Below are 22,336 nucleotides of genomic sequence, written 5' to 3'. Positions count from 1 at the left end.
CCTGCCGCATTGACCAGAGGGGGGCACGTGGGCGTACGCACCACAGTTGAGGACATCTGGGCCGGCCACCTACAGCTTGACTACCTCGTTGCCGGGGCAGCGTTGGGTTCCCACATCCTCATCGTTCGAAGCCTGGGGTCGGGGGACTGGCTGAGTTGGATCGAGTCATCACAGCGCACCGATCTGTACGCTGCCGCGGCTGGCACGGTTTCGGCAATCGGTGGCCTCAGCGCCATTGCCATCTCCCTCTATACCGCTGCGAACGGTGAGCGACTGCGCGCGGTACGCCTGCAGCACCATGCCGAGCTCAGGCGAAGCTGGCGCAGCCTACTGCAAGCGACAGCCTTGTGCTGCCTCCTACTGCTCACCGCTCTGTCGCTCGATCGCGAGACGGACCCGCTGTCAGCCCGCTTCATTTTCGAGTACGCGATGATCTTTGCGGCACTGAGATTCGCCCGCCTGATCTGGCTCTTCGATAAAGTCATGAGTCTCTCTGACGCCGAGCTAACAGAGTCTGAGCGACCTGCGATGCCGGTTCGGGATCCCGGCTGGGTACAGCGTCGTCAAGAGAACTCGCCCTGAGGCGGGCGATACCGAGCACGGCGCGGTGGACGCCGTCGCCCGAGGCGGCGGTCGCGCAGGATCTTCCGGGTCCTAGTACGGGCGAAGCCATGCTCGAGGGGTGCGGGCCTTGCTGCAGGAGGCGTTGCGGCCCCTCCCGAACGCGCTCTTGGCGTTGCGGGATGACCAGCCAGTGTCTCGTTAGTCGCCGCCCGCGATCATGGTGGCCTTGCCGCCGGCGCCTTTGGCACCGGACAGCTCCCATGCTTTGCAGTCGTTGCGGTGGCCTGACGCCCGGCTGGTCGCCAGCAGCGACGAGCTGGTGAATTGATGCAGTGCTGATGGTTTGTGGCCGACTTCGACACCGCGAACCACGGTGCCAGCTGACGCAGGGTGAGGTTCGTGCGACAGCGCACGGCGGCCAGGAGCCGGTGCTCCAGCGACAGGCTCCCGGCTGGTCCTTGCGCGCTGGGTCTGCCCCCTGGCGCCGCGAAGCGGTGACCAACTTGACGAACTGCTGCGGGCTCAGCCTGGTGAAGGAGGGAATCCAGCACGGCTCAGACCCCGTGATCACACTGGCCAAGGCAAGATCTCTCACCCGTGACCAGCGGATACGGGGTAGCCCCAGAAGACCGTCGCTCAGGCGTAAACTTCGGAATCGGCTCTCGGAGTCGCCTACAGCCTCAGTCAGCGGGGCTCACGTAACAATCGTGAAGAGAGGGAAGATCTTCTGTTGCTGGAAGCCCCCCAAGGAAGGACGCTTTGCGCGGTTCTACTCAATCCACCCCTACGCCCCGCAGAGACGACCATCTCGTTCCGCAACCTCGCCACAGCTCTCCAACTGCTCCACTGTACCGAGGTGCGACTTACCAATCTCTTGGACGTTCCATCTAGGGATTCGATCGAGTTGGCCCACCTACCGGTGCACCGCACTGATATTGCGAGATCGCGATCACTTCTCTCGCAGGCGCTGGAGGGCTCTGATGAAGTTCTCTTTGCGTGGGGCACTAGTCGAGTTACTGGTGCGACGGGTGCCATATTGCGTGACCAGGTCACCTGGCTACGACAGCACCTCCGACATTCAGGCACCCGTGAAGTATGGATGGTTGCCGGAACGCCGCGGCACCCTTCGCGCTGGAGGCAGTACGTCGGTCCTCAGAAGCGTCGAGTTGAAGGAGGAACCTTCGAAGAACGCCTAGCCAAGGTGCTCGAACGGCATCCGATCTCTCCCCCGCCAAAGGGGAGTGATAACGGAATCTAGTCTGCGCTTAGATCGACCGCAGGCGAGAAGGGTCACAGAATCAGCGATCCCCCCTGCTCGATTCTGTGTATACCTTCCTCAATCTCATCAGCGGGGCGATCAGCCAAGAAACGAATTGCGGAGAGTGCGCAGTACGTCTCGTCACGCTCGATAGAAAGCCACTTACGCCCCAGCGTCTCCGCCGCCCTGCCAGTGGTATTGGAGCCGCTAAAGAAGTCGACAACCAGGTCCCCTGGGTCAGTCAACATCTCGATGAAGAAGGACGGCAGCTTCATTGGGAAGCGAGCAGGATGCCCCGGGCGCTTCAAGAGCTTGAGGGTGCGAAGGTAATTATCATTCGACTGCGAGTTGGGGATTGACAAGAGATTCGAAGGGAGGGCGCCCCCATTGTCCTTCCCGAACGCCTCGCCGATTTCATGCTCTGAGTGTCGACGCTTCGGCTTATAGTACTTCTCGGGGTTCTTCAAGAGGCGCTTCATGGATTCCGAATATGGAACGCGGACGCGCCCTACGTGCGCTTTCGGGTCATCGGTCTTCGAAAGCCACCAGACGGTGTTCACTGCATCCTTGGCGCGAATCTTCCTTTTGTTGACCCATTCAATGGGTGAAGGAAGCTTCGCCGGATTGTACCAGTAGAATTCTTCGGCCAGCCGATATTCGAGATCGTCGACGAAAGTGAGCAGCGCCCGGAATTGATGCAAAGATCGTACGGGTCGACCGCTCTGGTAGGCGCCGCCGATGTCGATGACCAGGCTACCGGTGGGCTTGAGCGCATCTCGAGCCAATTTCGCGAACTGAGCCAACCATGCAACGTAAAGCTCTTGATCCTCGTTGCCATACGCCTTCTTGCGCAGCAACGGAAATGGAGGGCTTGTCACGAAGAGATCGACACTGTCGGCAGGTAGCTGGGCGAGGAGCTCCAAGCTATCCCCGCACACCTGCTCGCCTAGGGCCGTTGCATAGCAGAGCCGTCCAGAGCTCAACAGCTCGTGCATCTGCGAGGTCACGTCCTCTCCATGTTCATCGCGCAGGGCAACCTTACCTCCTGGCGCACAGGTCATACCGAAGCCTGCAGGGCAGGAACGCTTGAGGTCGGCTGCTGGCGTGATCGACACTCAAGCTGTCAGCACTGCATGCGATGCTGACACTACGCGGAGACATCGGGCCTCTCTGCGCCTGGGGAGGGACCTTCATGGAACATCCGACGTGGTTGACGATGGACGACGAGGCGTTCGAGGCGATGCCGAGGGGGGCGTCTGCCCAAAGCGGCCCCTACCTCGGGCAAGTGCTGGCGCGGGCTCTGCGGGAGCACCTGGCGGTCGTGCCTGGGGAGGAGAGCCTGCGTGGCAAACCGATCCTCCTGCGCCTACGGCCCCCACTGCCCTTGCGAGTCAGGTTGTACCTGTTCAGGGCGACACAGCACGCTTCTGAGCGGCAGGCTGGAACCTTTCGCATCCAACTGACAGTGGGGGAACCAGTCCCACACTCTGAGCGGCGCCGCTTCAGGTTCGACCGTAGCGACAACGTCCGCTGCCTACTTGCCGGCTACCACGCGGAACTAAGGACGTTCATCTTGTGGGATGCGGACATGCAAGACGCCGGAGGTGGCTATCCTTGGTCGAAGGGTGTCCAGGCGCCGCCAAGCGTGGTATTTGGTGCGGTGGCTCGAGGCATTGCCGAGGAAGTCCGTCAGCTGAGGAGGCCAAATCGGGTGGAGACAATCATCGCCGCCCGTTCAGGCCATTTGGCCGAGGCCATTGAACGGCGAGTTTCGCTGAGTCTCCATTCGATTTCTGGTGAGGTACTTCCGGGATGCTGAAAGATCTCGGCACTCTAAGGACCGAATACGCCAGCGACGTGAACGATATCGCGGCCGACTTTTACAACCCTTGCCTGCGTGAGGCGATTCGATATGACCGTGTAACGGGCTTCTTCAGCTCCACGATCTTTCATCTCACGTGGCGCTCGTTGGCAACGTTTGTGACTGAAAATAGCGGGCGCATGCGGTTGCTATGCTCTCCGCGACTTTCCCAGCGCGACGCAGATGGGCTGTTGTACGGCTATCAAGCGCGTGATGATGCAGCCCTCACTGAGGATCTTCACCGGGAACTTCAGGAGATGCTCAGCTCCGATCGTGCCGATACGGCTCGCCTCCTGGCGGCCCTGGTCGCCTGTGGCCGACTCGACGTACGTATCGCACGGGTTGCTGAACTCGCTTCCGCACAGACCAAGCGAATGTTCCACGATAAAGTCGGTCTGTTTGTTGACCGAGAAGGTCATGTCGTTGGCTTTCGCGGATCAATGAACGAGAGCTTCTTGGGGCTCTCGACCTTCGGGAACATTGAGTCCATTGACGTCTGGCCCTCATGGGAGGGCGGTCGGGACGCCGAACGCGTCGCTAACGCGACAGCGCGCTTCGACCGAGTCTGGTCGGGAGATATTCGAGGAGTGGATGTCCTAGCCCTGCCGGCTGAAATCCAAAATGAGTTGGAGCGGATTGCCGAAGATGTCGACCTCGATGCGCTTTTGAAGCAAGCTGCGCTCTCGTCGGGTGAGGAGACTCCTGCAGCCCAACATCCAGCCGTCGGTGGAGTGGAACTTCGCCATCATCAACGTCGAGCGGTGGCCGACTGGCAACGACGTGATTTGTGTGGCCTACTCAGCCACGCGACCGGTTCCGGAAAGACCATAACGGGCCTGTACTGCGCCCAACTGCTAATTGCACGAGGACTCGTCCCGGTTTTCCTCGTTCCGTCGACCCTCCTGCTGGAACAGTGGGCGCGCCAGATCAGGGAACTGCTCGGCTGTCGTGTCATTCTATGCGGTGGAGGTAATACGCGGTGGGCCAAAGACGGTCTCGTTCGGGCCGCTTTGGAGCAGCGAGCTTCCACAACGCCTCACGCAATCGTTGCTGTCCTTAATAGCGCTATCTCGCCAGCCTTCCGGTCCCAGGTCCGGCCTGTCGCCAATCGAGTCGGCTTGATCGTCGATGAAGTGCACAGGATCGGCAGCCCGGAATCTCGGGCGATCATGGGTTGGCTTGAGCCTTCTGCTCGGCTGGGCCTAAGCGCTACGCCTGAGCGCGCAAATGACTCGGTGGGAACTCAGGCGCTCTTTGACTACTTCGGCGGAATTATCGACCGCTATACGTTGGCAGACGCGCTTGACGACAAGGTCCTGGCCCCCTACCTGTATCGGCCGGATTGGGTGAGCTTGAGTCAGTCCGAACAAGAGCAGTGGGATGAAATTACAGCAAAAATCCGGCGCATGTATGCCATGACCCAGGGAGCGGGATCCCGGGAAGATGCGCTCGGCAGTCTACGAATGAAGCTCATCGAGCGCTCCCGAATTGCAAAGGGTGCTGCAGCCAAGATCCCGAAGGCCGCGGAGATCGTTTCTGCCCAATATCGACCGGGGCAAAAGTGGCTCATCTACTGTGATAACCAAGTGCAGCTGCGGGCGGTGCGGGACGCGTTGCGAGATCGTGGCATCGCTTCGTGGGAGTACCACCGGCAGATGGCTGGTGATCCAGAGGCGACACTCAGGCTCTTCGACACCAATGGTGGAATCGTTGTTTCGATTAAGTGCCTGGATGAGGGCGTAGATATTCCCTCAGCCTCACACGCGCTAATTCTGTCTTCATCTCGGAACCCACGCGAGTTTATTCAACGCAGGGGGCGCATTCTCCGGCGCTCGACTGGAAAGACCATCGCAACACTTATGGACGTTCTGGTGTTGCCTGAATCTGTTGACCCTTCTGACCCTACACTGTCTCTGACTTATGGTGAGCTGGCGCGTGCTCGCCAATTTGCGGAGTGGAGTATTGGTCAGAGTGCGGTGGCGCAGCTTGAGAGGAAATGGGTCGATCTCGGGCTGCCACTCGATCAGCTTGACGAAATCCGCCTCAGCGGTGTCGAGGTTACTAACGAAGATGAGGATATAGATGGGTGATCTTCGAGGCAGCTCAGGCAATGAGGCCGCCGACCTTTTGTCAACCGTTGAAGAGATCAGAGGTGCAGGCTTCCCTGACCTCGATAAGGGTCTCGTCGAAGAAATCTTGGACACACACCGCCTTTACGTCGAGGATCGTGCAGAGGCGCGGAAGGCGACAGAACAGATCATAAATCGATGGGTCGCCGCGAACGTGCAGCCGGGGAGGCGTGGCTGATGTTGTCATTTCGACGCTTGATGATAGAGGACTTCGGGCCCTATCGAGGTCGTCAGGTGATGGAATTTCCGCGTGCGCACGGAATTTACATCGTTTACGGACCCAACGGGCGGGGAAAGACCAAGCTGCAGAACGCATTCCGGTGGGCGCTCTACGGTGAGATTCTTGGCCGTCGAGGCGCTCAGAGTGCGGCAGAGCTTGTGAACTCTGAGGCTCGACGCGCAGCTGGCTATGGTTCTTTCACGACCATTCTCGAGTTCTCGAATGATGGTGTCGAATACCGCCTGACCCGGCGCTACGACGAGCGGGAACAGTCGAACGTGTCTGCCTTGCTTGAGAAGGACAATGTCCCATTGTCTCAGGTTGACACTGAGAAGCTGCTTCAGCAGATCGCTCCTTCGTCTGTCAGTCAGTTCTTCCTTTTTGACGGCGAGTTGCTGCGCCAATACGAGAGTTTGCTGGATAAAGACAGTGACCAGGGCAAGCATTTGGAAGAGGCCATCGAGAAGGTGCTCGGCATCCCGATCGTGGCCAATGCTCTCAGCGATGCAGAGGAGCTCCGGACAAAGGCTCGGCGCCGGCTCGCTGAGCAAGCAAGCGCTAATGCTCAGACTCAGCAGCTGGGGGCTGCACTGGCGGAAGCCGAAGACGTCCGAGCGGAGCTAGTGCGTGACCGCAGGGCGATAAAGGAGGCCGTCGACAACACCGAATCCCGAATCGCTGAAATCGAACAATCGCTGCGTGAACAGCCTCGTGCGGAAAGACTGCTCGGCCAGCTAGACCAAATGCGGCAGCGTGCTTCGGAGCTGAGAACACAGAAGGAGGTCGCTGAGAGAGAGCTTGCCGAGCTTTCGGGCGAACTATGGAAGGCGGTGCTTTCTGAGCCTGCCCGTATCCGAGTTGCGCAGATCCGCGCACAGGTCGATCGTATCGATGGGGAGCTGCGCCTCGCATCAGCAGCTTTGCGGGATCGCGATCACCTGGAAGCGCATGAGAACTGTCCCGTGTGCGAACGAGACCTTTCATCGGACGAACGAGATGTGATTCTCCAAGGTGTTACCCGGCGGGCATCCTTTGAGCGAAGGGCTGAACTCGACGCGGAAATGACGCGGGCTCGGGGGCATTTGGAGGTGCTAGCTGACATCGCCGCCTATGACGGCAGGTTGGTTCGCGAACGGGACCGTGCATTGCGGCAGGTCAAGTTGGGTTTGAGCGGCGCGATAGAGGATCTGGGCCTCATCGAGAGCCAGCTTGGCGAGGTTGACGAAGACGCGATCCGATCTCTATCCAAGGAACGCGATGAACGGAAAATCGAACTTTCGCGTCATCGGGAGCGCCTTGAAAAAGCTGCAAAGGATATCCAGAATCAGGACGCGAGCATCGAAGAACTCAACAGCTATCTCGCGAAGCAGCATTTCACTCCTGACGCCACTGTCGGTTTGAAGCAGCGTGTAACTGAGGATCTCGTTGGGCTTTTCAGTCAGTCCATCGAGGCCTACCGCCGGCAGCTGAAGGACCGCGTTGAAGGCTCGGCCTCCCAAAACTTTGCGAGGATCGCCTCTGAGGAGGATTACGCGGGGCTTCGCATCACCGATCGCTACGGACTCGAAATCATCGACAGAGAGAATGAGGTTGTGACCGGCAGATCTGCTGGCTATGAGCACCTCGTGGCACTTTCGTTGATCGCTGCACTTCAGCACAGCGCTGCTGTACGGGGGCCTGTACTCATGGACTCGCCCTTTGGTCGACTTGATCGAGATCACACCAGAAATGTTGTAGCCGCGTTGCCTCGAATGGCTGATCAGGTCGTTCTCTTCGCCTTCGATGGAGAGTTCGATCGGGAAACGGCCCTACGCTCCCTTGGTAGCGACCTTGTTGCTGAATTTGAGTTGGAGCGCATCTCGACGCGCCATACAAAGCTGAAGCTGAGGGGTGCAGTGTAGTGGCCGATCTGAAGAATATTGCGTTGACGATCGAGGCCGAACGGGTAGCCGTAGAACTCGCTCGGGGTTTTCCCGCCACGGATCGCATGGATTTTGCGCGACTCGGATTCGCCTATGCGGTGCGAGAAGGTATGAGCCTGGAACGGGATGGGCATTTCGGAAACCGAGGGGGGAGTAATTACAACTCCGCCGGTATCGATGTCGGTGGAAGCATGGCGGAAGCTGTATCGATCTTCTACCCAGATGAAGCGTCGTCGGAGCCCTACAGGGCTATCGAGACCCTGATGAATAAGGGGCTTGTCGTTCTGGGCGAGCACCTGGAGCAGGGCATCATCGGCAGCATCGGAGACCTCATGCCTGAGCATTCGCCAAGTTAAGCTGCAACGCGTGCCTGGCCGAGGAGGTCAACGGCGTGACGAGGCGAGAGAATCACTACATCGCATGCCGTCCCGCCTGCGGTGAGGCGGTCATCTTGCTCAGATCGAGGCCGCTACCCCGAATGCGGAACGGAACCAGCCCACTGTCGTTCCGATTCCCTCCTGGATCGGCAGTGGTGTCACCGTGGGGAACAGCGCTCGCAGGCGCGCATCGTCCGCCTGCGAGTGGGGGACGTCACCGGTGCGCAGAGCCTTGTACTCCCGGCCAACGAGCTGCCCAGTCGCGGATTCGATCTCCTGGACCAGGTCCAGGAGCGAGGTACGGGTCCCGAAGGCCAGGTTCACCGGGTAGGGGTGGACGACGCGGCGGAGTAGGGCATCGGTGAGGACGTGGCAGACGGTGCCTACGTAGGTGAAGTCGCGTGTCTGGGTGCCGTCGCCGTGGATGGTCACCGGCTCGCCGGCGAGGGTGGCGCTGATCCACTTCGGGATGACGGCGGCGTAGGCGTGGTCGGCGCGCTGGCCGGGGCCGTAGACATTGAAGAAGCGAAAGGGGAGGACCGGCAGGTCGAAGCTGTGGTGGTAGGCGCTCAGGTACGCCTCCGTCGCGAGCTTGGTGACCGCGTACGGGCTCATGGGGGCCGTGGCGAGGTCTTCGTGCTTCGGCAGGAGCGGGTTCGCGCCGTAGACGGAGGACGAGGAGGCGGCGATCACGTGCGGGCCGCCGGCGCGGCGGGCGGCTTCGAGGACCTGGAGGGTGCCGGTCGCGTTGGCGTGGTGACTCGCCAGCGGGTCCTGTAGGGACCGGGGTACGGAGGGGAGCGCGGCCAGGTGGACGACGGCGTCGGCGCCGCGGAACGCCCGGTCGAGGAGGGCGGCGTCCTGGACGTCTCCCTCGAAGAAGTCCACGTCGAGGCCGGCGAGGTTCGTCTTGTCCCCGGTGGAAAGGTTGTCGACGACCCGGAGTCGGGTGACCTGGGGCTGCTCGGTCAGTGCGCGGACGAGGTTGCTGCCGATGAATCCGGCGCCGCCGGTGATCACGATCTTCACGGTGGTTCCCTTCAGAGAGAGTCGACGTGGGCGCCGGTGAGCCGGCGACGGCAGTCGAGGATGTATGGGGAGTGCGCGCTGATCAGGGGGTAGTCGAAGGCGTCGTGGTCCGCGAGGAGGACTACGGCGTCGGCCGTCGCGAGCAGGCCGGGGGTCACCTCGACCCGCTGGAGGCCCTCCAGGCCGGCGGCGCGGGGGTGGGCGTCGTCCAGGACATGGGGGTCGGCGGCCTGGACTTCGGCGCCCATGCCCGTGAGGAGTTCGGCGATGCGGGCCGCCGGCGTCTCACGGGCGTCCCCGGTGTTGGCCTTGTACGCCACACCGAGCAGCAGGATCCGAGAGCCCTTGAGCGGCTTTCCGCGTTCGTTGAGGCCCGCCACGAGGCGCCGCACCACGTAGTCGGGCATGTGGTTGTTGACGTCGTTCGCCAGCTCGACGAAGCGGAAGTTCTGCCCCAGGGTCCGCTCGACCCGCCACGACAGGTACGAGGGGTCGACGGGCAGGCAGTGACCTCCGACCCCGGGGCCGGGGGTGAAGGGCATGAACCCGAAGGGTTTGGTCGACGCTGCGTCGATGGCCGCCCAGACATCGATGCCCAGGTCGTGGGCGAAGATCGCCAGCTCGTTGGCGAGGGCGATGTTCACATGCCGGAAGGTGTTCTCAAGGAGCTTGGTCAGCTCCGCCTCCTTGCAACTGGCCACGGGCACGACCGTGTCGACGAGCGACGCGTAGAAGGCGCGGACCGCCTCCCTGGAGGACGGGTCGATGCCGGAGACGACCTTGGGCGTGTTCTCCAGCTTCCAAGTGGGATTCCCGGGGTCGATGCGCTCCGGGCTATACCCGAGGTGGAAGTCCCGGCCGGCGGCCAGCCCGGAACCGCGTTCGAGGAGCGGGCGGAACACCTCCTCGGTCGTCCCGGGGTATGTGGTCGACTCCAGAACGACGGTTGCTCCGCGCGTGAGGTGGCGGCCGAGTGTCCGCGCCGCGTCCTCGACATGCGACAGGTCCGGCGCGCCGTCGCGCAGCGGTGTCGGGACGGTGACGACCGCCACGTCGAACCCGGCGCAGTCGGACGGGTCGATGGTCGGCCGGTAGGCGCCAGTGGCGAGGAGCGGTGCCAGCCGTCTGTCCGAGACGTCCTCGACGTACGATTCGCCAACCACGAGCCGCTTGATCCGTCCGGCGTCAACGTCGAGGCCGACGGTGCGGTGCCCCATCTCGGCGGCTCGCACCGCGAGCGGGAGCCCGACGTACCCCTGCCCCACGACGACGACACGGAGTCGACGGGGCTCGTGGTTCCTGGTCACGTGGTCCACCTTGCTGCAGTTCGGGGTTGGGAATCGGGTGGTGGGGCGTACTCGCGGCGAGATCCGCCGTGGGTGGTGGCCGTAAGATGGGGAACGCCTCGGCCGTCCGGGACTCGCTTGGCCGCCTGTCTCGGACGGCCGAGTGCTTTTCGGGTGCAGCCAAGGAGAGACGCGAAAACCCGCGGGCTGGCCCCACCCCCGGTTCGATACGATGACGGTGGCCTGCAGTCCCGTTCCGTCACCATGAGTGACGTCGACGTGCGATCGGAGTGATCGCGTCGGCTGCGGCCTCCCGACCTGGGCCCGCCGTGGCAGCGCCACCGGCGCCGTACGTACGAAATGGAGCATCCAAGGATGGCTCGACACCTGGTAACCAGCGCGCTTCCCTACATCAACGGGATCAAGCACCTGGGCAACATGGTCGGGTCGATGCTTCCGGCGGACGTGTACTCCCGGTACCTCCGCCAGCGCGGCCACGACGTCCTCTACATCTGCGCCACCGACGAGCACGGCACGCCGGCCGAGCTCGCCGCCAAGGAGGCCGGCCTCTCCGTCGCCGAGTTCTGCGCGCAGGCGCACGACGCGCAGAAGGCCGTGTACGACGGTTTCGACCTCGCCTTCGACTACTTCGGGCGCAGCTCCTCGCAGCAGAACGTCGAGATCACCCAGCACTTCGCGCGCAAGCTGAACGAGAACGGCTTCATCGAGGAGCGTGCGATCCGTCAGGTGTACTCGCCGGTCGACGGCCGTTTCCTTCCGGACCGGTACGTCGAGGGCACCTGCCCGCACTGCGGGTACGACAAGGCCCGCGGTGACCAGTGCGAGAACTGCACCCGCGTCCTCGACCCGACCGACCTGATCGACCCGCGCTCGGCGATCAGCGGTTCCACGGACCTGGAGGTCCGCGAGACCAAGCACCTCTTCCTGCTGCAGTCCAAGCTCCAGCCCGAGGTCGAGGAGTGGATCGCCACCGTCAGCGCGGAGTGGCCGCACCTGTCCACGTCCATCGCCCGCAAGTGGCTGACCGAGGGCCTGAACGACCGCGCGATCACCCGCGACCTGGACTGGGGTGTGCCCGTCCCGGCCGACACCTGGCCGGAGCTCGCGGCCGAGGGCAAGGTCTTCTACGTCTGGTTCGACGCTCCGATCGAGTACATCGGCGCGACGAAGGAGTGGGCGGACGCCTCCTCCGACGGCGAGACCCGTGACTGGAAGTCGTGGTGGTACGAGGCCGACGACACCGTCCGGTACACGCAGTTCATGGCCAAGGACAACGTCCCCTTCCACACCGTGATGTTCCCGGCCACCGAGCTCGGCGTGCGCGAGCCCTGGAAGAAGGTCGACGTCGTCAAGGGCTTCAACTGGCTCACGTTCTACGGCGGCAAGTTCTCCACCTCCCAGAAGCGCGGTGTCTTCACCGACGCGGCCCTGGAGATCCTGCCCGGCGACTACTGGCGCTACTTCCTGATCGCCAACGCCCCCGAGTCGGACGACTCCTCCTTCACGTGGGAGCACTTCACCGCCACGGTGAACAAGGACCTGGCGGACACCCTCGGCAACTTCGTCAACCGCGTGCTGTCGTTCTCCCGCAAGCGGTTCGGCGACGAGGTCCCGGCCGGGCACGCCGCCGGCGAGGCGGAGGCGAAGCTGGGCGAGGAGATCGCACGGCTGCTCGGCGAGTACGAGGAGCAGATGGAGGCCCTCCAGTTCCGCAAGGCCGCCGCTGCCCTGCGTTCGCTGTGGTCCGCGGGCAACTCCTACCTGGAGGAGAAGGCCCCCTGGCTGGAGATCAAGACCGACGCCGACGGCGCCGCGCTGACGCTCCGTACCGCGATGAACCTGATCCACCTGTACGCGGTTGTCTCCGAGCCGTTCATCCCGACGTCGACCGCCGCCATGCGCGGGGCCTTCGCTCTGGAGAACGACACCGCAACCTGGGTGACCGCCGACCAGGCCAAGTCCCTGGACACCGTCCCGGCTGGCACCGCGTTCACGGTGCCGCCGGTGCTCTTCGCGAAGATCACGGAGGAGGACCTGGAGTCCTACCGTGAGCGCTTCGGCGGCGCCCCGGAGGCCTGACAGGCATCCCCGCACCCGTACCGCCCCGGCTCTCATCGGGCGGTACGGGAGTGGAGGAGGACGGGCAGGTCCGCGGGCGAGACGTTCATGAGCTGCACGCGCGGAGCCGGACCGCCGATCTCCACGCACGTGACCCCGGCGGACCCGGGCACGTGCTGGAGGTACCGGTCGAAGCCGTTCCCGGTGAGCCACAGCAACAGGCAGGCGATGCCCCCACCGTGCCCGACAAGGACGGTGGTTCGTCGTCCCCCGGAGCAGACCTCGTCCCAGAGGCCCACGTAGCGGGCCTGGACGTCTTCCGACGACTCGCCGCCCGGCGTGCGGAGCCGGTGGATCGGCACACCGTGGCGAGCGGCCTCGGAGGCGGCGAGTTCCCTGGGCCGGCCCCCGAGGTGACCGCTGTTCTTGGCGGCCAGACGCTCGTCGACGCGGACGTCGGCCGGGGCGAGCGCGGCGGTGAGAATCCCGGCCGACTCCCGGCAACGGGACATCGGACTGACGAGCATCTGGTCCACGGCGACCCCGGACGCCGCGAGGCAGGCGCCGACCCGCCCGATGTCGGCGCGTCCGCGCTCGCTGAGCCGGCCGCCGACCGCGCGGCCCTGGTGGATGCCCTGGAGGTTCTCCTCCGTCTCGCCGTGCTTGACCAGGTAGATGCGCTGGGTTTCCATGGCGTCGTGTCCTCTCACTCCGGTCAGTCCCAGTGGCGGACGTCGACGCGTGCGGAGACGGCGGCGGCGACCTCGTCGTGCTCGGCCCGGCTCATGGCGGGGAAGCGGTCGTGGTGCCACTCGACGTAGAGGACGGAGACGAGGTCGATCGTCCCGTCGGCGAGCAGCTTCCTGAGCACGGGGTACTCGGCGCCCTCGATGTCCATCTTCACGACGACGTGGTCCTCCGGCGTGGCGGTCCGTCGGAGCCAGGTGCTGAAGTCCGCCGCCGGCACGGCGACGGGGGAGCTGTAGTCGATCTGCTGGTCGTACACGGGCGGTACCCGCTTGCCGGGCATTACGGTGGAGCTCTCGTGGTGGCCGAGGAAGAGGTCGATCGTGCCGTCCTCCGTCCACACCGCACTGGGGGAGACCTCGACCAGGCCGGCGTGCCGGGCCTGCTCCACGTTCGCCGTGATGGAGGGGAGCAGGGTCGCGTTGGGCTCGAAGGCGTAGAAGTCGTGGTCCGGGAGCTCGCGCATGAAGCGCTTCAGCACGATTCCGAGGTTGGCATCGGTAGAGCTGGCCCCCGGGCGCCTTGAGGCGACGTAACCACCGGGGCAGGGGGCTCTTCCGAGTACCGGCGTTGAGCCGGGTGAACATGGCGGTCAGGAAGGCGACGTGCTCGGCCGACCGTTCCTCGTTCCTGTGTGTCTGGCCATAGGTCTGCTTGAGCTGGTGCAGCCGGTCCGGGTCACCGCGGGCCTGGACGAGGAGATCCCGGAGCTGCCGGTCCCAGACGATTCCTAGGTGGCCGTGGAGGACGGGCTCGTCCGCCAGGAAGTAGCCTTCGACGCGGCCGAACTCGCGCTCGTACGGGCACATGTAGTCGTTGTAGAGACCCCGCGTCGCGCCGGAGACGGTCTCCACCTGCCAGTGGACGCGGGCGGTGAAGGGTGCGTCCCACCATCCCAGATGCCAGGGCTGCCACAGCAGGTCGGCGGTGCTGAGCAGGATCACGATGAGTGCGACCAGGGCGGCGGGCCACCCGAAGGACGTGTCGTGCTCCGTTTCGGGCAGCAGCCCGACGGTCGTCGCGAGTCCGATGCTGGTGGCGATGTTCTCCCAGAAGAAGATGCCGGAGGCGAGGACGACGGCGAGGTTGAAAAGTGCAGTCACCGCCAGGATCGCGATCAGCAGCCGGCGGTCGAGGAAGGCGATCAGCCCGACGGCCTCCACGGCCATCGTGAGGAGGTTGACGGGGCGGTCGACGAGGCCCGCCCGGCGCAGAAGCTGGGACACCTTGCCGGACGGGAGGAAGCGCGCCCAGCCCCAGGAGTACGCCGCGGCCATGAGGTAGTGCGTGCGGTTGTGCCAGGCCCAGGACCAGGGACGCGGCCCCAGACGTGCTTTGCTCCAGGCTGGCTTGACGTAGTGCGACAGCGAAACACAGCCGAGCACCAGCACCAGACCCGCCGTGGAGTCGGACGGGGGCGGGGCGAGGACCGCGGTCACGAGGAACCAGGCGAGGTACCCCTTCAGCAGTCTCACCGGCATCATCGCGTGGTGCTGCCAGCCACGCAGCCTGCCGCAGAACACGGCGATCCATGCCAGCAGGGCGGGAGCCCAGAGGCAGGACGCGACGGCGAGGAACAGGAGGAGCAGCTTGTCCCTACGCTGGGGACCGATGGGCAGCGTGACGTCGTAGTCGCTCGTGGCGCCTCGCCAGGTGAGGAGGGCGATCACGGAGACGACGAACCAGCGCAGCTGTTCGGGGAGAGGCGACGGACGGAGGGCCAAGGGGGCGATGACCGCGACGGCCGCACCCATGGCCAGTGGCGTGGGGCGCCGGGCGAGAGTCCGTACCGCAGGGGAGACCCCGAATCGGTAGCAGGCCACCACAGCAGCCACGACCGCCGCGGTCACCACGTAGGAAGGAACCGGGGGAGTCGGCATGTCGGCTACCTCGCGATCGGCGCGGGCATCGGCCGGTCGACGGCCGGCAGGCTCTCCAGGTACGAGGCGATCCGTTCCCGGGGATCGGCTGCGAGGTACAGGTCGCGGTGGCGTACGACGTTGCCGCTGAGCGCCTGCCCCCGCGCGAGGAAATCGAGGACGGATCGCCGCTCGACGCGCGGGGCGGCAGTGCCCAGCCCGGCCTCGTCGACGACCTTGGCGCACCAGTGCTGGTCGTAGGTCGGCAACGGGACGAGGTGGACCGGTTTGCCGAGGACGAGGGCCTCGCTGATCAGGTTGAAGCCCGCGTTGGAGAAGACGGCCTCGGAACGGGCCATGTCCGCGATGAACGCCTCGCGGTCGAAGGCGCGTATCTCGATCTGGGTGTCGGCGTACCCACGCAGGGACCTCAGCTCCGTCGGCTGTGCATAGATCCGCAGCGTGCGGTCCGGTACGGACTGGCGGAAGATCGAGGCCAGTTCGCGGACGGACTCCTCCGGGCCGTGGTCGAAGTAGCGGGAGAAGTAGGCCGTGGCGAGGGGCTCGGTGGTGACCGGCGCCGACCTGACGAGGTCGGGGACGACCGGGGAGATGAACTCCACCCTCTGGTCCTCGGCACCCAGCGGGACGTAGGAGCAGATGAAGGACCGGTCCACGCGGGGCGCGAAGTACCGCAGTCGTTGCTCGTCGGCCGTACGGGCGTACCGGCCGACGGTGGGGAGGTCCAAGTGTCGGTACTTGCTCTGCTGGTCGATGGAGACGAGCGGTCGACCGAAGTGGTAGCCGAGGCGTGGGGTGTTGGGCTCGTAGTCGGTGACGAACACGTCCGGGACGCCACTGTTCCGGACAGCCCGGCGCAGCCGGAGGTGGCGGAGGAGACCTCCGGGCGCCTGCCGGATGTTCGCGCGTAGGGCGTCGCGGGCGTGCATCCGGTCGCCGCGCGCGAGCAGCGTCGGCATCCAGGCGTCCCAGGCGGGGAAGCCGAGGTCCCGAAAGTACTCGACCTTGCCCTGGCCGTTGGTGACGATCCGGACCCGATGTCCGCGGTCGCGGAGGTACTGGGCGATCACGCTCTGCCGGACGGTGTGTCCCATACCGATGCCGTTGACACCGATAATGACGTCGAGCGGTCGTACGTTACTGGTTCCGTTTGCGGGCACGACGATCCCATCCCTTCGGTCAGGAGAGCCGGGTGATGACGTTGCGGGTGACCGCGGCGACCTGGGGATCGGTCGCCAGGAGGCGCGCCCAGTCGGTGGTGGCGGCCGTGAAGACCGTGCCGCTGGCGGTGAAGACGCCGAGCGTGGCGGCCCGGGGGCCAGGCATCGGCTCCCGGGCGGCGAAGTTCCAGGCAGGGGGGAGCTCTGCGATGCCGAGGATCTCGAAGTCCTTCGGCGTTCCGTCCTGGCCGGTGGGGCGCGGGCGGCCGACGGCGTCGTACTTGAACGCCGCGCCGTCGCACTCGTAGCCGATAAGCGCCCCGCCGTGTCCCAGGCTGTCTCCGGTCCTGAGCTCTGTGCCGGCGAAGGCCCAGTGGCCGGCGTCGGTGACGACGAAGCCCTGGGAAGCGCGGGTGCCTTCCCAGTGGCCACCGCCGTTGCGGTAGCTCACGCCCAAGAGGGTGTTCTCCGGCTCCGACTCCCACCAGTGGTCCGGGCACCCGTACGAGCTGTCCGGGTCGGTGCCGGCGGGGGCTCCGGGCGGGAACTTGTCGCAGGACAGCCCTGTCCCGTCCGGGGTGACGCCGACTCGCCACCAGCAGGTGTTGGCCCCGAAGTTGGCGATGTGGCCGCCGGCGTCCCGAAAGGCGGTCACGTGGCGCCGGAGGTCGGTGCTCCAGTACTCGTCGTGACCGGCGGCGACCAGGAGGCGGTATCCGTCGCGCAGGAACAGCCCCTCGTGGAGGTCCAGGTCGGTGCAGTAGTCGGCCTCGATCCGGTTCCGCTCCATCCAGGCGATGAAGGGGGCGTCCCAGTGGGCGAACGTCTGCCGGGGCGATGACGTGTCGTACGCGTCCGGCAGGCCCTTCACGGGCCCGCCGACACCGCCCCCGGGACGGCGCGTCGTGACGTGGGCGGCGCTGTAGAGGCTGCCGCCGCCCGCCGTGTTGTACGCCTGGTAAGTGAACGTCGGGATCTTGTACAGGATCCTGCGGCCGGAGGGCGCGGAGGGGGTGACGACCAGGAGGATGCGCGCCTCCCGGGCATCCAACGGCGGTATGCCGAAGCCGCGCTCCGTGCCCAGCACCGCGATGTAGACACCGGACCGCCACTCCGGGGGCACGAGGAACTCGTACGCGGGCCACTGCCAGTCCGCGTCGAAGTTTCCGGGAGACGCGGCACGGCCGGGCCACTCGACGTGCCCCGCGTGCTGCGGTTCGGCTCCCCAGCGGTAGAAGTCGACGTGGAAGCGGGGCGCGGTGGTGGCGATGTGCAGGCGCACAACCTCGCCGGCTCGGACGCTGGGCCGGGCCGCGTAGCCGTTGACGGTGGTCACGAGCCCTCCTTGGCACGGGCCACGCCGACGAGGTGGAACGGGTCGATTGCCTCGACGCGGGCGTCCCAACCCAGACCGCTCAGGTGGGAGGTGAGCTCGGTGGAGTCTCGGAGCACCTTCACGGCCATGTGACGGGAGCCGTCAGAGAGGGTGCGATGGACGGTCGGCACGGACGCCGCTCCTGCCTGGTCCTCGATCTCAGCCTTCGCCGGCGAGTCGTCGAGGAACACCACGCGACCGCCGGGCACCAAAGCCCACCTGAGCAGGTTCCAGAACGCTTCCATCTCCACCGGCGGCACGTGGCTGAGCCAGAACGCGAAGAACACCGTGTCGTACTGGCGGTCCGGCTCCCAGCCGAAGACGTCGGCTTCGATGAAGCGGGTCTCGGTTCCTCGCATACGGTCGCGAGCCCGGCGGAGCATCTCCGGCGCTGCGTCCAGCGCGGTCAGGCTGCGGGCCCGACGAGAGAGCAGCCGGGTCCACTGGCCCGTGCCGCAGGCGATCTCCAGGACGTCACCGCCGACCGGCAGCGAGTCCAGGGCCTTCGCGAGCCGCGGCATGTCCATGCGGGTGCCGTAGGTGGCGTCGTACTCGTCGGCTCGCGCCCCGTAGTAGGCGATCTGCCCTCCGGACCAGTCGCCCGGATCGCCCTGTCGTTCTTCCGTTCCGGTCACGCTATGACCACCCCTCTCGACTGCCCACGGAGCCGTGGTGCTCCGTGCCGAGAAGACTGCCGAGCGGCGCTGGTCAGCGGGCTGTCGTGGTGTCGCACCCGCGGTGCAGCGCCGCCGCTGTCCGAGGCGACGGGTGTGCCTCGCTCGGACCTGGCTGGAATGGTCCGGGTGCTGCATCCGTGCTGAACTCCCGTCGCAGCGAAGGCCCTACGCCGCTGGTCAGACCGCCCTACCCTGTTACCGTCGTCGGTGTCGGTCGAAGGAGCTCAGGTGGCCACGGTGCAGCGCTGGACCGGACGGGAGGCGCGTGCTCTGCGGCTCGCGACGCGACGGAGCGTGCGTGGCTTCGCGTCCTACCTCGGCGTCAGCGACCGGACGGTGTCCAACTGGGAGGCCCGGGGCGAGGAGATCGTCGTCGCACCGGACTCCCAGGCGTTACTCGACACGGCGTTGGAACGGAGCGACGCGGAGGTGCGGCAGCGCTTCTGGGACTCCGTCGGTGTTCCGACGCCCGAGCCCGCGCCGGCGCCGGACGAATACCGCCCCATACCCGTTCCGGAGCCCGGCTTGGTGCACAGGTCCGAAGATCTCGAAGGGCTCGTCTCCGTACTCCATGAGGCGGCGCAGGACGACACCGTCGCCACGGTTGCCCTGTGCGGCCCCGGCGGGTTCGGCAAGACGACGCTGGCCACGCAGGTGTGCCACGACCCCCGCGTACGGGACTCCTTCTCGGAGATCCTCTGGGTGGAGACCGGCGAGGGATGCACGGCCGCCAGGGTCGTCGAGCTGATCTCCGACCTGTGCGTCCACCTCGACGGCAACCGTCCATCACTTGCCGATCCGGAGCAGGCCGGCTTCCACCTCGCCCGTCTGCTCCAGGGGCGCCGCGCGCTCCTGGTCGTCGACAACGTCTGGTCCGCCACCGACCTCGGCCCCTTCCTGCTCGGCGGCGAGGACTGCGTACGGCTCGTGACCACGAGGAACGTGCGCGTGTGCCCCAGCTCCGCCCGAGTCGTGCGCCTGGGGCCCATGGCGCCGGGGGAGATCCGCGAGTTGCTCGTCCGCAACGTCGGTGCCCTCGGCGATGCCGAGGCCGCGCGCCTCGCAGGCGTATGCGGGGGCTGGCCGCTCCTCGCGTCGATCGTCGGCGCGAACGTCTCTCAGGAGGTCGGTTTCGGCGCCCCGGCCGACCGCGCCGTCACGGAGACGAACGCGGCGATCCGCGCGTACGGCCCTCAGGCTTTCGACGTCTGGGACTCCGACCAGCGCAAGAACGCCATCGGGCAGGCGCTCGAATCCAGCCTCCGCAGTCTCGCGGAGAGCGTCTCGATCGCCGGCCGCACTGACCTGCGAGACCGGTACCTGTCCCTGGCGGTGTTCCCTCCGTCGGTGCCGATCCCCATGTCGGTCCTCACCCACTGGTGGGGCACCGCGAACGGGTGGGCCCCTCACGTGGTGCGCCAGTTCTGCCGGGTGCTGTCCGACCGGTCCCTGATCGGCGCCTACCTCGCCGACCGGAACGCCATCGTGCTGCACGACGTGTTCCGGTCCTATCTGCGCCATCTGATCGGCGACCAGTGGGCGGCCCTTCACCGGTCCCTGACCGAGGCGTACCGGCAGAGCAGGGACGGTGCCTGGGAAACGCTCGCTGATAGCGAGGGATACCTGTGGCGTCACCTCCCCTACCACCTGCGTGAGGCGGGCCTCGACGCCGAGCTCGTCAGCCTGCTGGCCTCGCCGACGTACGTCATGCGCAAGGTCGCACTGGTCGGGCACCAGTCGCTGACCGCGGACGCCGCCGTGCTCGACGCTATGCCCGAGCGCCACGATGCCGGCCACCCGCAGCATCAGGTGTGGGCTACCGCCCGGGCCCTGACCGGTGCCGGGTATCTGCTGAACGGGCTGGAGAGCCCGGCCGACATCGCCTCGACCCTCTCGATCGTGCTGCGGCGGGCATCCACACCCGAGGCCACCCGAACCTTGGAAGGCGCTGCGGGGGAGGGAACGGTGCTCGCCCCGCGGTGGCTGTTGCCTCCCCCTGAGGTGAGCTCCGAGGCGGTGACGGAGCGCGGTCACATCGGTGCGGTCGTCAGCGTGTCCGCCGTCCGCGACCTCGTGGCATCAGGCGGCGAGGACGGGGTGGTCAGGCTGTGGAACCTGAACACGGGCAGGCTCCTCCGAGCCCACGAAGCCCATACCGGATGGGTGTTCGCAACTGCGCTCTCCGTGGACGGGATGGTTCTCGCCTCAGCGGGGGACGACGGAGCGATCCGACTGTGGCGCACGGACACCGGCGAACCTGTCGGGGTGCTGCCCGGGCACAACCGCCGCATCCGCAGCCTCGCCTTCTCCTCAGCCGACCCGGTCCTCGTCTCCGGTGCCGAGGACGGAGCCGTATGCGCGTGGGACCTGGAGCGGCTGGTGCTCCTGCGTACGATGCGGGCCGCCGGCACCCCCGTCTGGTCCGTGGCGATCGGCGGGGACTCCGACTCGCTCGTGGCCGTGGCTGGCGAGGACGAGTTCGTCCGACTCTTCGACCTGCGCACCGGCCGCCTCCTCGACGAACGTGCGGAACACCAAGATTGGGTCCGCTCCGTGTCCTTCGCCCCCGGCTCCTCCCTCTTGGCCTCGGGGTCTGGTGACCGTTCCGCAGCTTTGTGGGACACGGCCGACGGAAAACTCGCGCTCGTCCGCCGGATCACCGGCCTCAAGGCGCGCGTGCGCGCCGTCGCCTTGTCCCCGCATGACGACGTCCTCGTCGCCGCCACCGAGGAGCCGAGGATCCAGGCGTTCTCGGCGGAGACGCCCGTAGGTGAGACACAGCTCCCGCGGGGCGTCGACTGGGTGCGCTCACTCGCCAGAACGGGTGACGGCACCGTGGTCGCCGGGTGCGAGGACGGCGCTGTCCGTGTCTGGGCCGTGGGGAAGGGCAGGCTCAGGACCCTGGTCGGCGGCTCGAACACCGTGTGGTCCACGCAGTTCGCGGCCGGCGGACGTACCGCTGTGGTCGGCGACGGGGACGGCGGCGTCGCCGTCGTCGACACAGCGACGGCGGCGGTCGGCCGGAGGCTGCCCGCCGCCCATGGACGCGTCTGGTCCCTGGCCTGCGGCGAGGAGCACGTCGCCGCGGCTTGCGGCGACGGGGCGGTCAGGGTCTGGTCGCTGCCTGACCCGGCCTGGTCGCTCACCTTGAACCAGGACACTCCGCGAACGTGGGCTGTGGCGATGGCCCGTTCGACGCCTCGTATCGCTGCGAGCACGGGTGACGGACACATCCGGTGCTGGGATCTCCCCACCGGGACGCTGTTGTGGACTCAGGACGTGCACGCCGGTCGGCTGCGGTCGCTCTCGTTCGACGACAGCGGAGACGTCCTGGTTGCCTGCGGTGGTGACGGCTCGGTGCGCGTGTGGCACGCCTCCACCGGGGATTTCAGAAGCCGGTTCAGCAGCCCCAGCGGATGGGCTCGCGCCGTCACCGTGGACGGTCCGGGCGACCGCGTGGCAGTCGGGTCGGGAACCGGAGACATCGCGGTACGGCATCTGGGGACGGACCGGTTCACCTCCCACCTCTCCGGTCACACGGGCCGCATCCTCATGCTGGGCTTCATGGGCGACGAGGACCGCCTCGTGTCGGCTGCGGCGGACGGGACGGTGCGCGTGTGGTCGCTCGGTGAACAGCGGCAGATCGCCGAGGTCCGGGTGGACGCTTCACTGCATTGCGCGGCTTTCGAGCCGGCGACGGGTGAGGTGCTGGTCGGGAGTGCGGCTGGCGTCTTGGCTCTGGGGATCATGGACACGTGAGCGACATGCGAAG

At 66.0% G+C, this 22,336-nt stretch carries 17 protein-coding genes and 1 pseudogene; 9 read left to right on the top strand and 9 right to left on the bottom strand.

Features of this window, described 5'->3' with window-relative positions; genetic code table 11:
* Positions 1–27 precede the first annotated feature (27 nt).
* On the top strand, positions 28–582 hold the full coding sequence (locus ACIPPS_RS31880) for a hypothetical protein (protein WP_401439437.1): 555 nt from the start codon (positions 28–30) through the stop codon (positions 580–582).
* Here the strand turns inward: ACIPPS_RS31880 and ACIPPS_RS31875 are convergent.
* Both ACIPPS_RS31875 and ACIPPS_RS31870 read right to left on the bottom strand, forming a co-directional pair.
* Positions 566–1,144 (bottom strand): annotated as a pseudogene (locus ACIPPS_RS31875) (IS5/IS1182 family transposase); the annotation flags it as partial. The gene ACIPPS_RS31880 and the pseudogene ACIPPS_RS31875 overlap by 17 nt on opposite strands.
* A 710-nt stretch (positions 1,145–1,854) precedes the next feature.
* Positions 1,855–2,829, bottom strand: a complete 975-nt coding sequence (locus ACIPPS_RS31870; RefSeq protein ID WP_384145492.1) for a DNA-methyltransferase — start codon at positions 2,827–2,829, stop codon at positions 1,855–1,857.
* A gap of 131 nt (positions 2,830–2,960) precedes the next feature.
* On the opposite strand from ACIPPS_RS31870, the gene ACIPPS_RS31865 reads away from it, so the two are divergent.
* The 4 genes from ACIPPS_RS31865 to ACIPPS_RS31850 all read left to right on the top strand — a co-directional run bounded on the left by ACIPPS_RS31865 (position 2,961) and on the right by ACIPPS_RS31850 (position 8,310).
* Positions 2,961–3,641, top strand: a complete 681-nt coding sequence (locus ACIPPS_RS31865) for a hypothetical protein (RefSeq protein WP_401439433.1) — start codon at positions 2,961–2,963, stop codon at positions 3,639–3,641.
* The gene (locus ACIPPS_RS31860; RefSeq protein WP_401439430.1) at positions 3,635–5,773 is read left to right on the top strand and encodes a DEAD/DEAH box helicase family protein; all 2,139 of its coding nucleotides are present in this window, start codon (positions 3,635–3,637) and stop codon (positions 5,771–5,773) included. Before ACIPPS_RS31865 ends, ACIPPS_RS31860 begins: the two co-directional genes overlap by 7 nt.
* Positions 5,774–5,950: 177 nt before the next feature.
* Positions 5,951–7,933: an AAA family ATPase gene (locus ACIPPS_RS31855; RefSeq protein ID WP_401439428.1), complete on the top strand. Its 1,983-nt coding sequence runs from the start codon at positions 5,951–5,953 to the stop codon at positions 7,931–7,933.
* Positions 7,933–8,310 carry a hypothetical protein gene (locus ACIPPS_RS31850; RefSeq protein WP_401439425.1) on the top strand — a complete coding sequence of 126 codons (378 nt, stop codon included), beginning with the start codon at positions 7,933–7,935 and terminating at the stop codon, positions 8,308–8,310. The genes ACIPPS_RS31855 and ACIPPS_RS31850 overlap by 1 nt, the downstream gene beginning before the upstream one ends.
* A 99-nt stretch (positions 8,311–8,409) precedes the next feature.
* Here ACIPPS_RS31850 and ACIPPS_RS31845 read toward each other — a convergent pair whose 3' ends face one another.
* The gene (locus ACIPPS_RS31845) at positions 8,410–9,360 is read right to left on the bottom strand and encodes an NAD-dependent epimerase/dehydratase family protein (RefSeq protein ID WP_401439423.1); all 951 of its coding nucleotides are present in this window, start codon (positions 9,358–9,360) and stop codon (positions 8,410–8,412) included.
* A gap of 11 nt (positions 9,361–9,371) precedes the next feature.
* The gene (locus ACIPPS_RS31840; RefSeq protein WP_401439420.1) at positions 9,372–10,667 is read right to left on the bottom strand and encodes a nucleotide sugar dehydrogenase; all 1,296 of its coding nucleotides are present in this window, start codon (positions 10,665–10,667) and stop codon (positions 9,372–9,374) included.
* 354 nt (positions 10,668–11,021) lie between these two features.
* Between ACIPPS_RS31840 and metG the strand changes: the two genes are divergently transcribed.
* Positions 11,022–12,746, top strand: a complete 1,725-nt coding sequence (metG, locus tag ACIPPS_RS31835) for a methionine--tRNA ligase (protein ID WP_401439418.1) — start codon at positions 11,022–11,024, stop codon at positions 12,744–12,746.
* Positions 12,747–12,778: 32 nt separating this feature from the next.
* On the opposite strand, the gene ACIPPS_RS31830 is transcribed toward metG, so the two are convergent.
* Both ACIPPS_RS31830 and ACIPPS_RS31825 read right to left on the bottom strand, forming a co-directional pair.
* Positions 12,779–13,417 carry a histidine phosphatase family protein gene (locus ACIPPS_RS31830; RefSeq protein WP_401439415.1) on the bottom strand — a complete coding sequence of 213 codons (639 nt, stop codon included), beginning with the start codon at positions 13,415–13,417 and terminating at the stop codon, positions 12,779–12,781.
* Between the two features lie 23 nt (positions 13,418–13,440).
* A complete protein-coding gene (locus ACIPPS_RS31825; RefSeq protein ID WP_401439455.1) occupies positions 13,441–13,956 on the bottom strand; it encodes an FkbM family methyltransferase in 516 nt (171 codons plus the stop codon).
* Positions 13,957–14,077: 121 nt separating this feature from the next.
* Between ACIPPS_RS31825 and ACIPPS_RS31820 the strand changes: the two genes are divergently transcribed.
* A complete protein-coding gene (locus ACIPPS_RS31820; RefSeq protein ID WP_401439413.1) occupies positions 14,078–14,206 on the top strand; it encodes a hypothetical protein in 129 nt (42 codons plus the stop codon).
* Between the two features lie 193 nt (positions 14,207–14,399).
* Positions 14,400–14,756 (top strand): hypothetical protein, encoded by a 357-nt coding sequence (locus ACIPPS_RS31815; RefSeq protein ID WP_401439410.1) that lies wholly within the window; start codon positions 14,400–14,402, stop codon positions 14,754–14,756.
* 601 nt (positions 14,757–15,357) lie between these two features.
* On the opposite strand, the gene ACIPPS_RS31810 is transcribed toward ACIPPS_RS31815, so the two are convergent.
* From ACIPPS_RS31810 to ACIPPS_RS31800, 3 genes are read right to left on the bottom strand one after another with little or no spacing between them, the layout of a single operon-like run.
* Positions 15,358–16,512, bottom strand: a complete 1,155-nt coding sequence (locus ACIPPS_RS31810) for a glycosyltransferase family protein (RefSeq protein WP_401439406.1) — start codon at positions 16,510–16,512, stop codon at positions 15,358–15,360.
* Between the two features lie 19 nt (positions 16,513–16,531).
* Complete coding sequence (locus ACIPPS_RS31805) at positions 16,532–17,848, bottom strand: N,N-dimethylformamidase beta subunit family domain-containing protein (protein ID WP_401439403.1); 1,317 nt, start codon at positions 17,846–17,848, stop codon at positions 16,532–16,534.
* The gene (locus ACIPPS_RS31800) at positions 17,845–18,522 is read right to left on the bottom strand and encodes a class I SAM-dependent methyltransferase (RefSeq protein ID WP_401439401.1); all 678 of its coding nucleotides are present in this window, start codon (positions 18,520–18,522) and stop codon (positions 17,845–17,847) included. The genes ACIPPS_RS31805 and ACIPPS_RS31800 overlap by 4 nt, the downstream gene beginning before the upstream one ends.
* A 270-nt stretch (positions 18,523–18,792) precedes the next feature.
* On the opposite strand from ACIPPS_RS31800, the gene ACIPPS_RS31795 reads away from it, so the two are divergent.
* Positions 18,793–22,323 (top strand): NB-ARC domain-containing protein, encoded by a 3,531-nt coding sequence (locus ACIPPS_RS31795; protein ID WP_401439398.1) that lies wholly within the window; start codon positions 18,793–18,795, stop codon positions 22,321–22,323.
* The last annotated feature ends 13 nt before the right edge of the window (positions 22,324–22,336 follow it).

The organism is Streptomyces sp. NPDC090127, assembly GCF_044746945.1.
Classification (GTDB): domain Bacteria; phylum Actinomycetota; class Actinomycetes; order Streptomycetales; family Streptomycetaceae; genus Streptomyces.
This window is presented reverse-complemented; position numbering and strand designations above follow the sequence as displayed.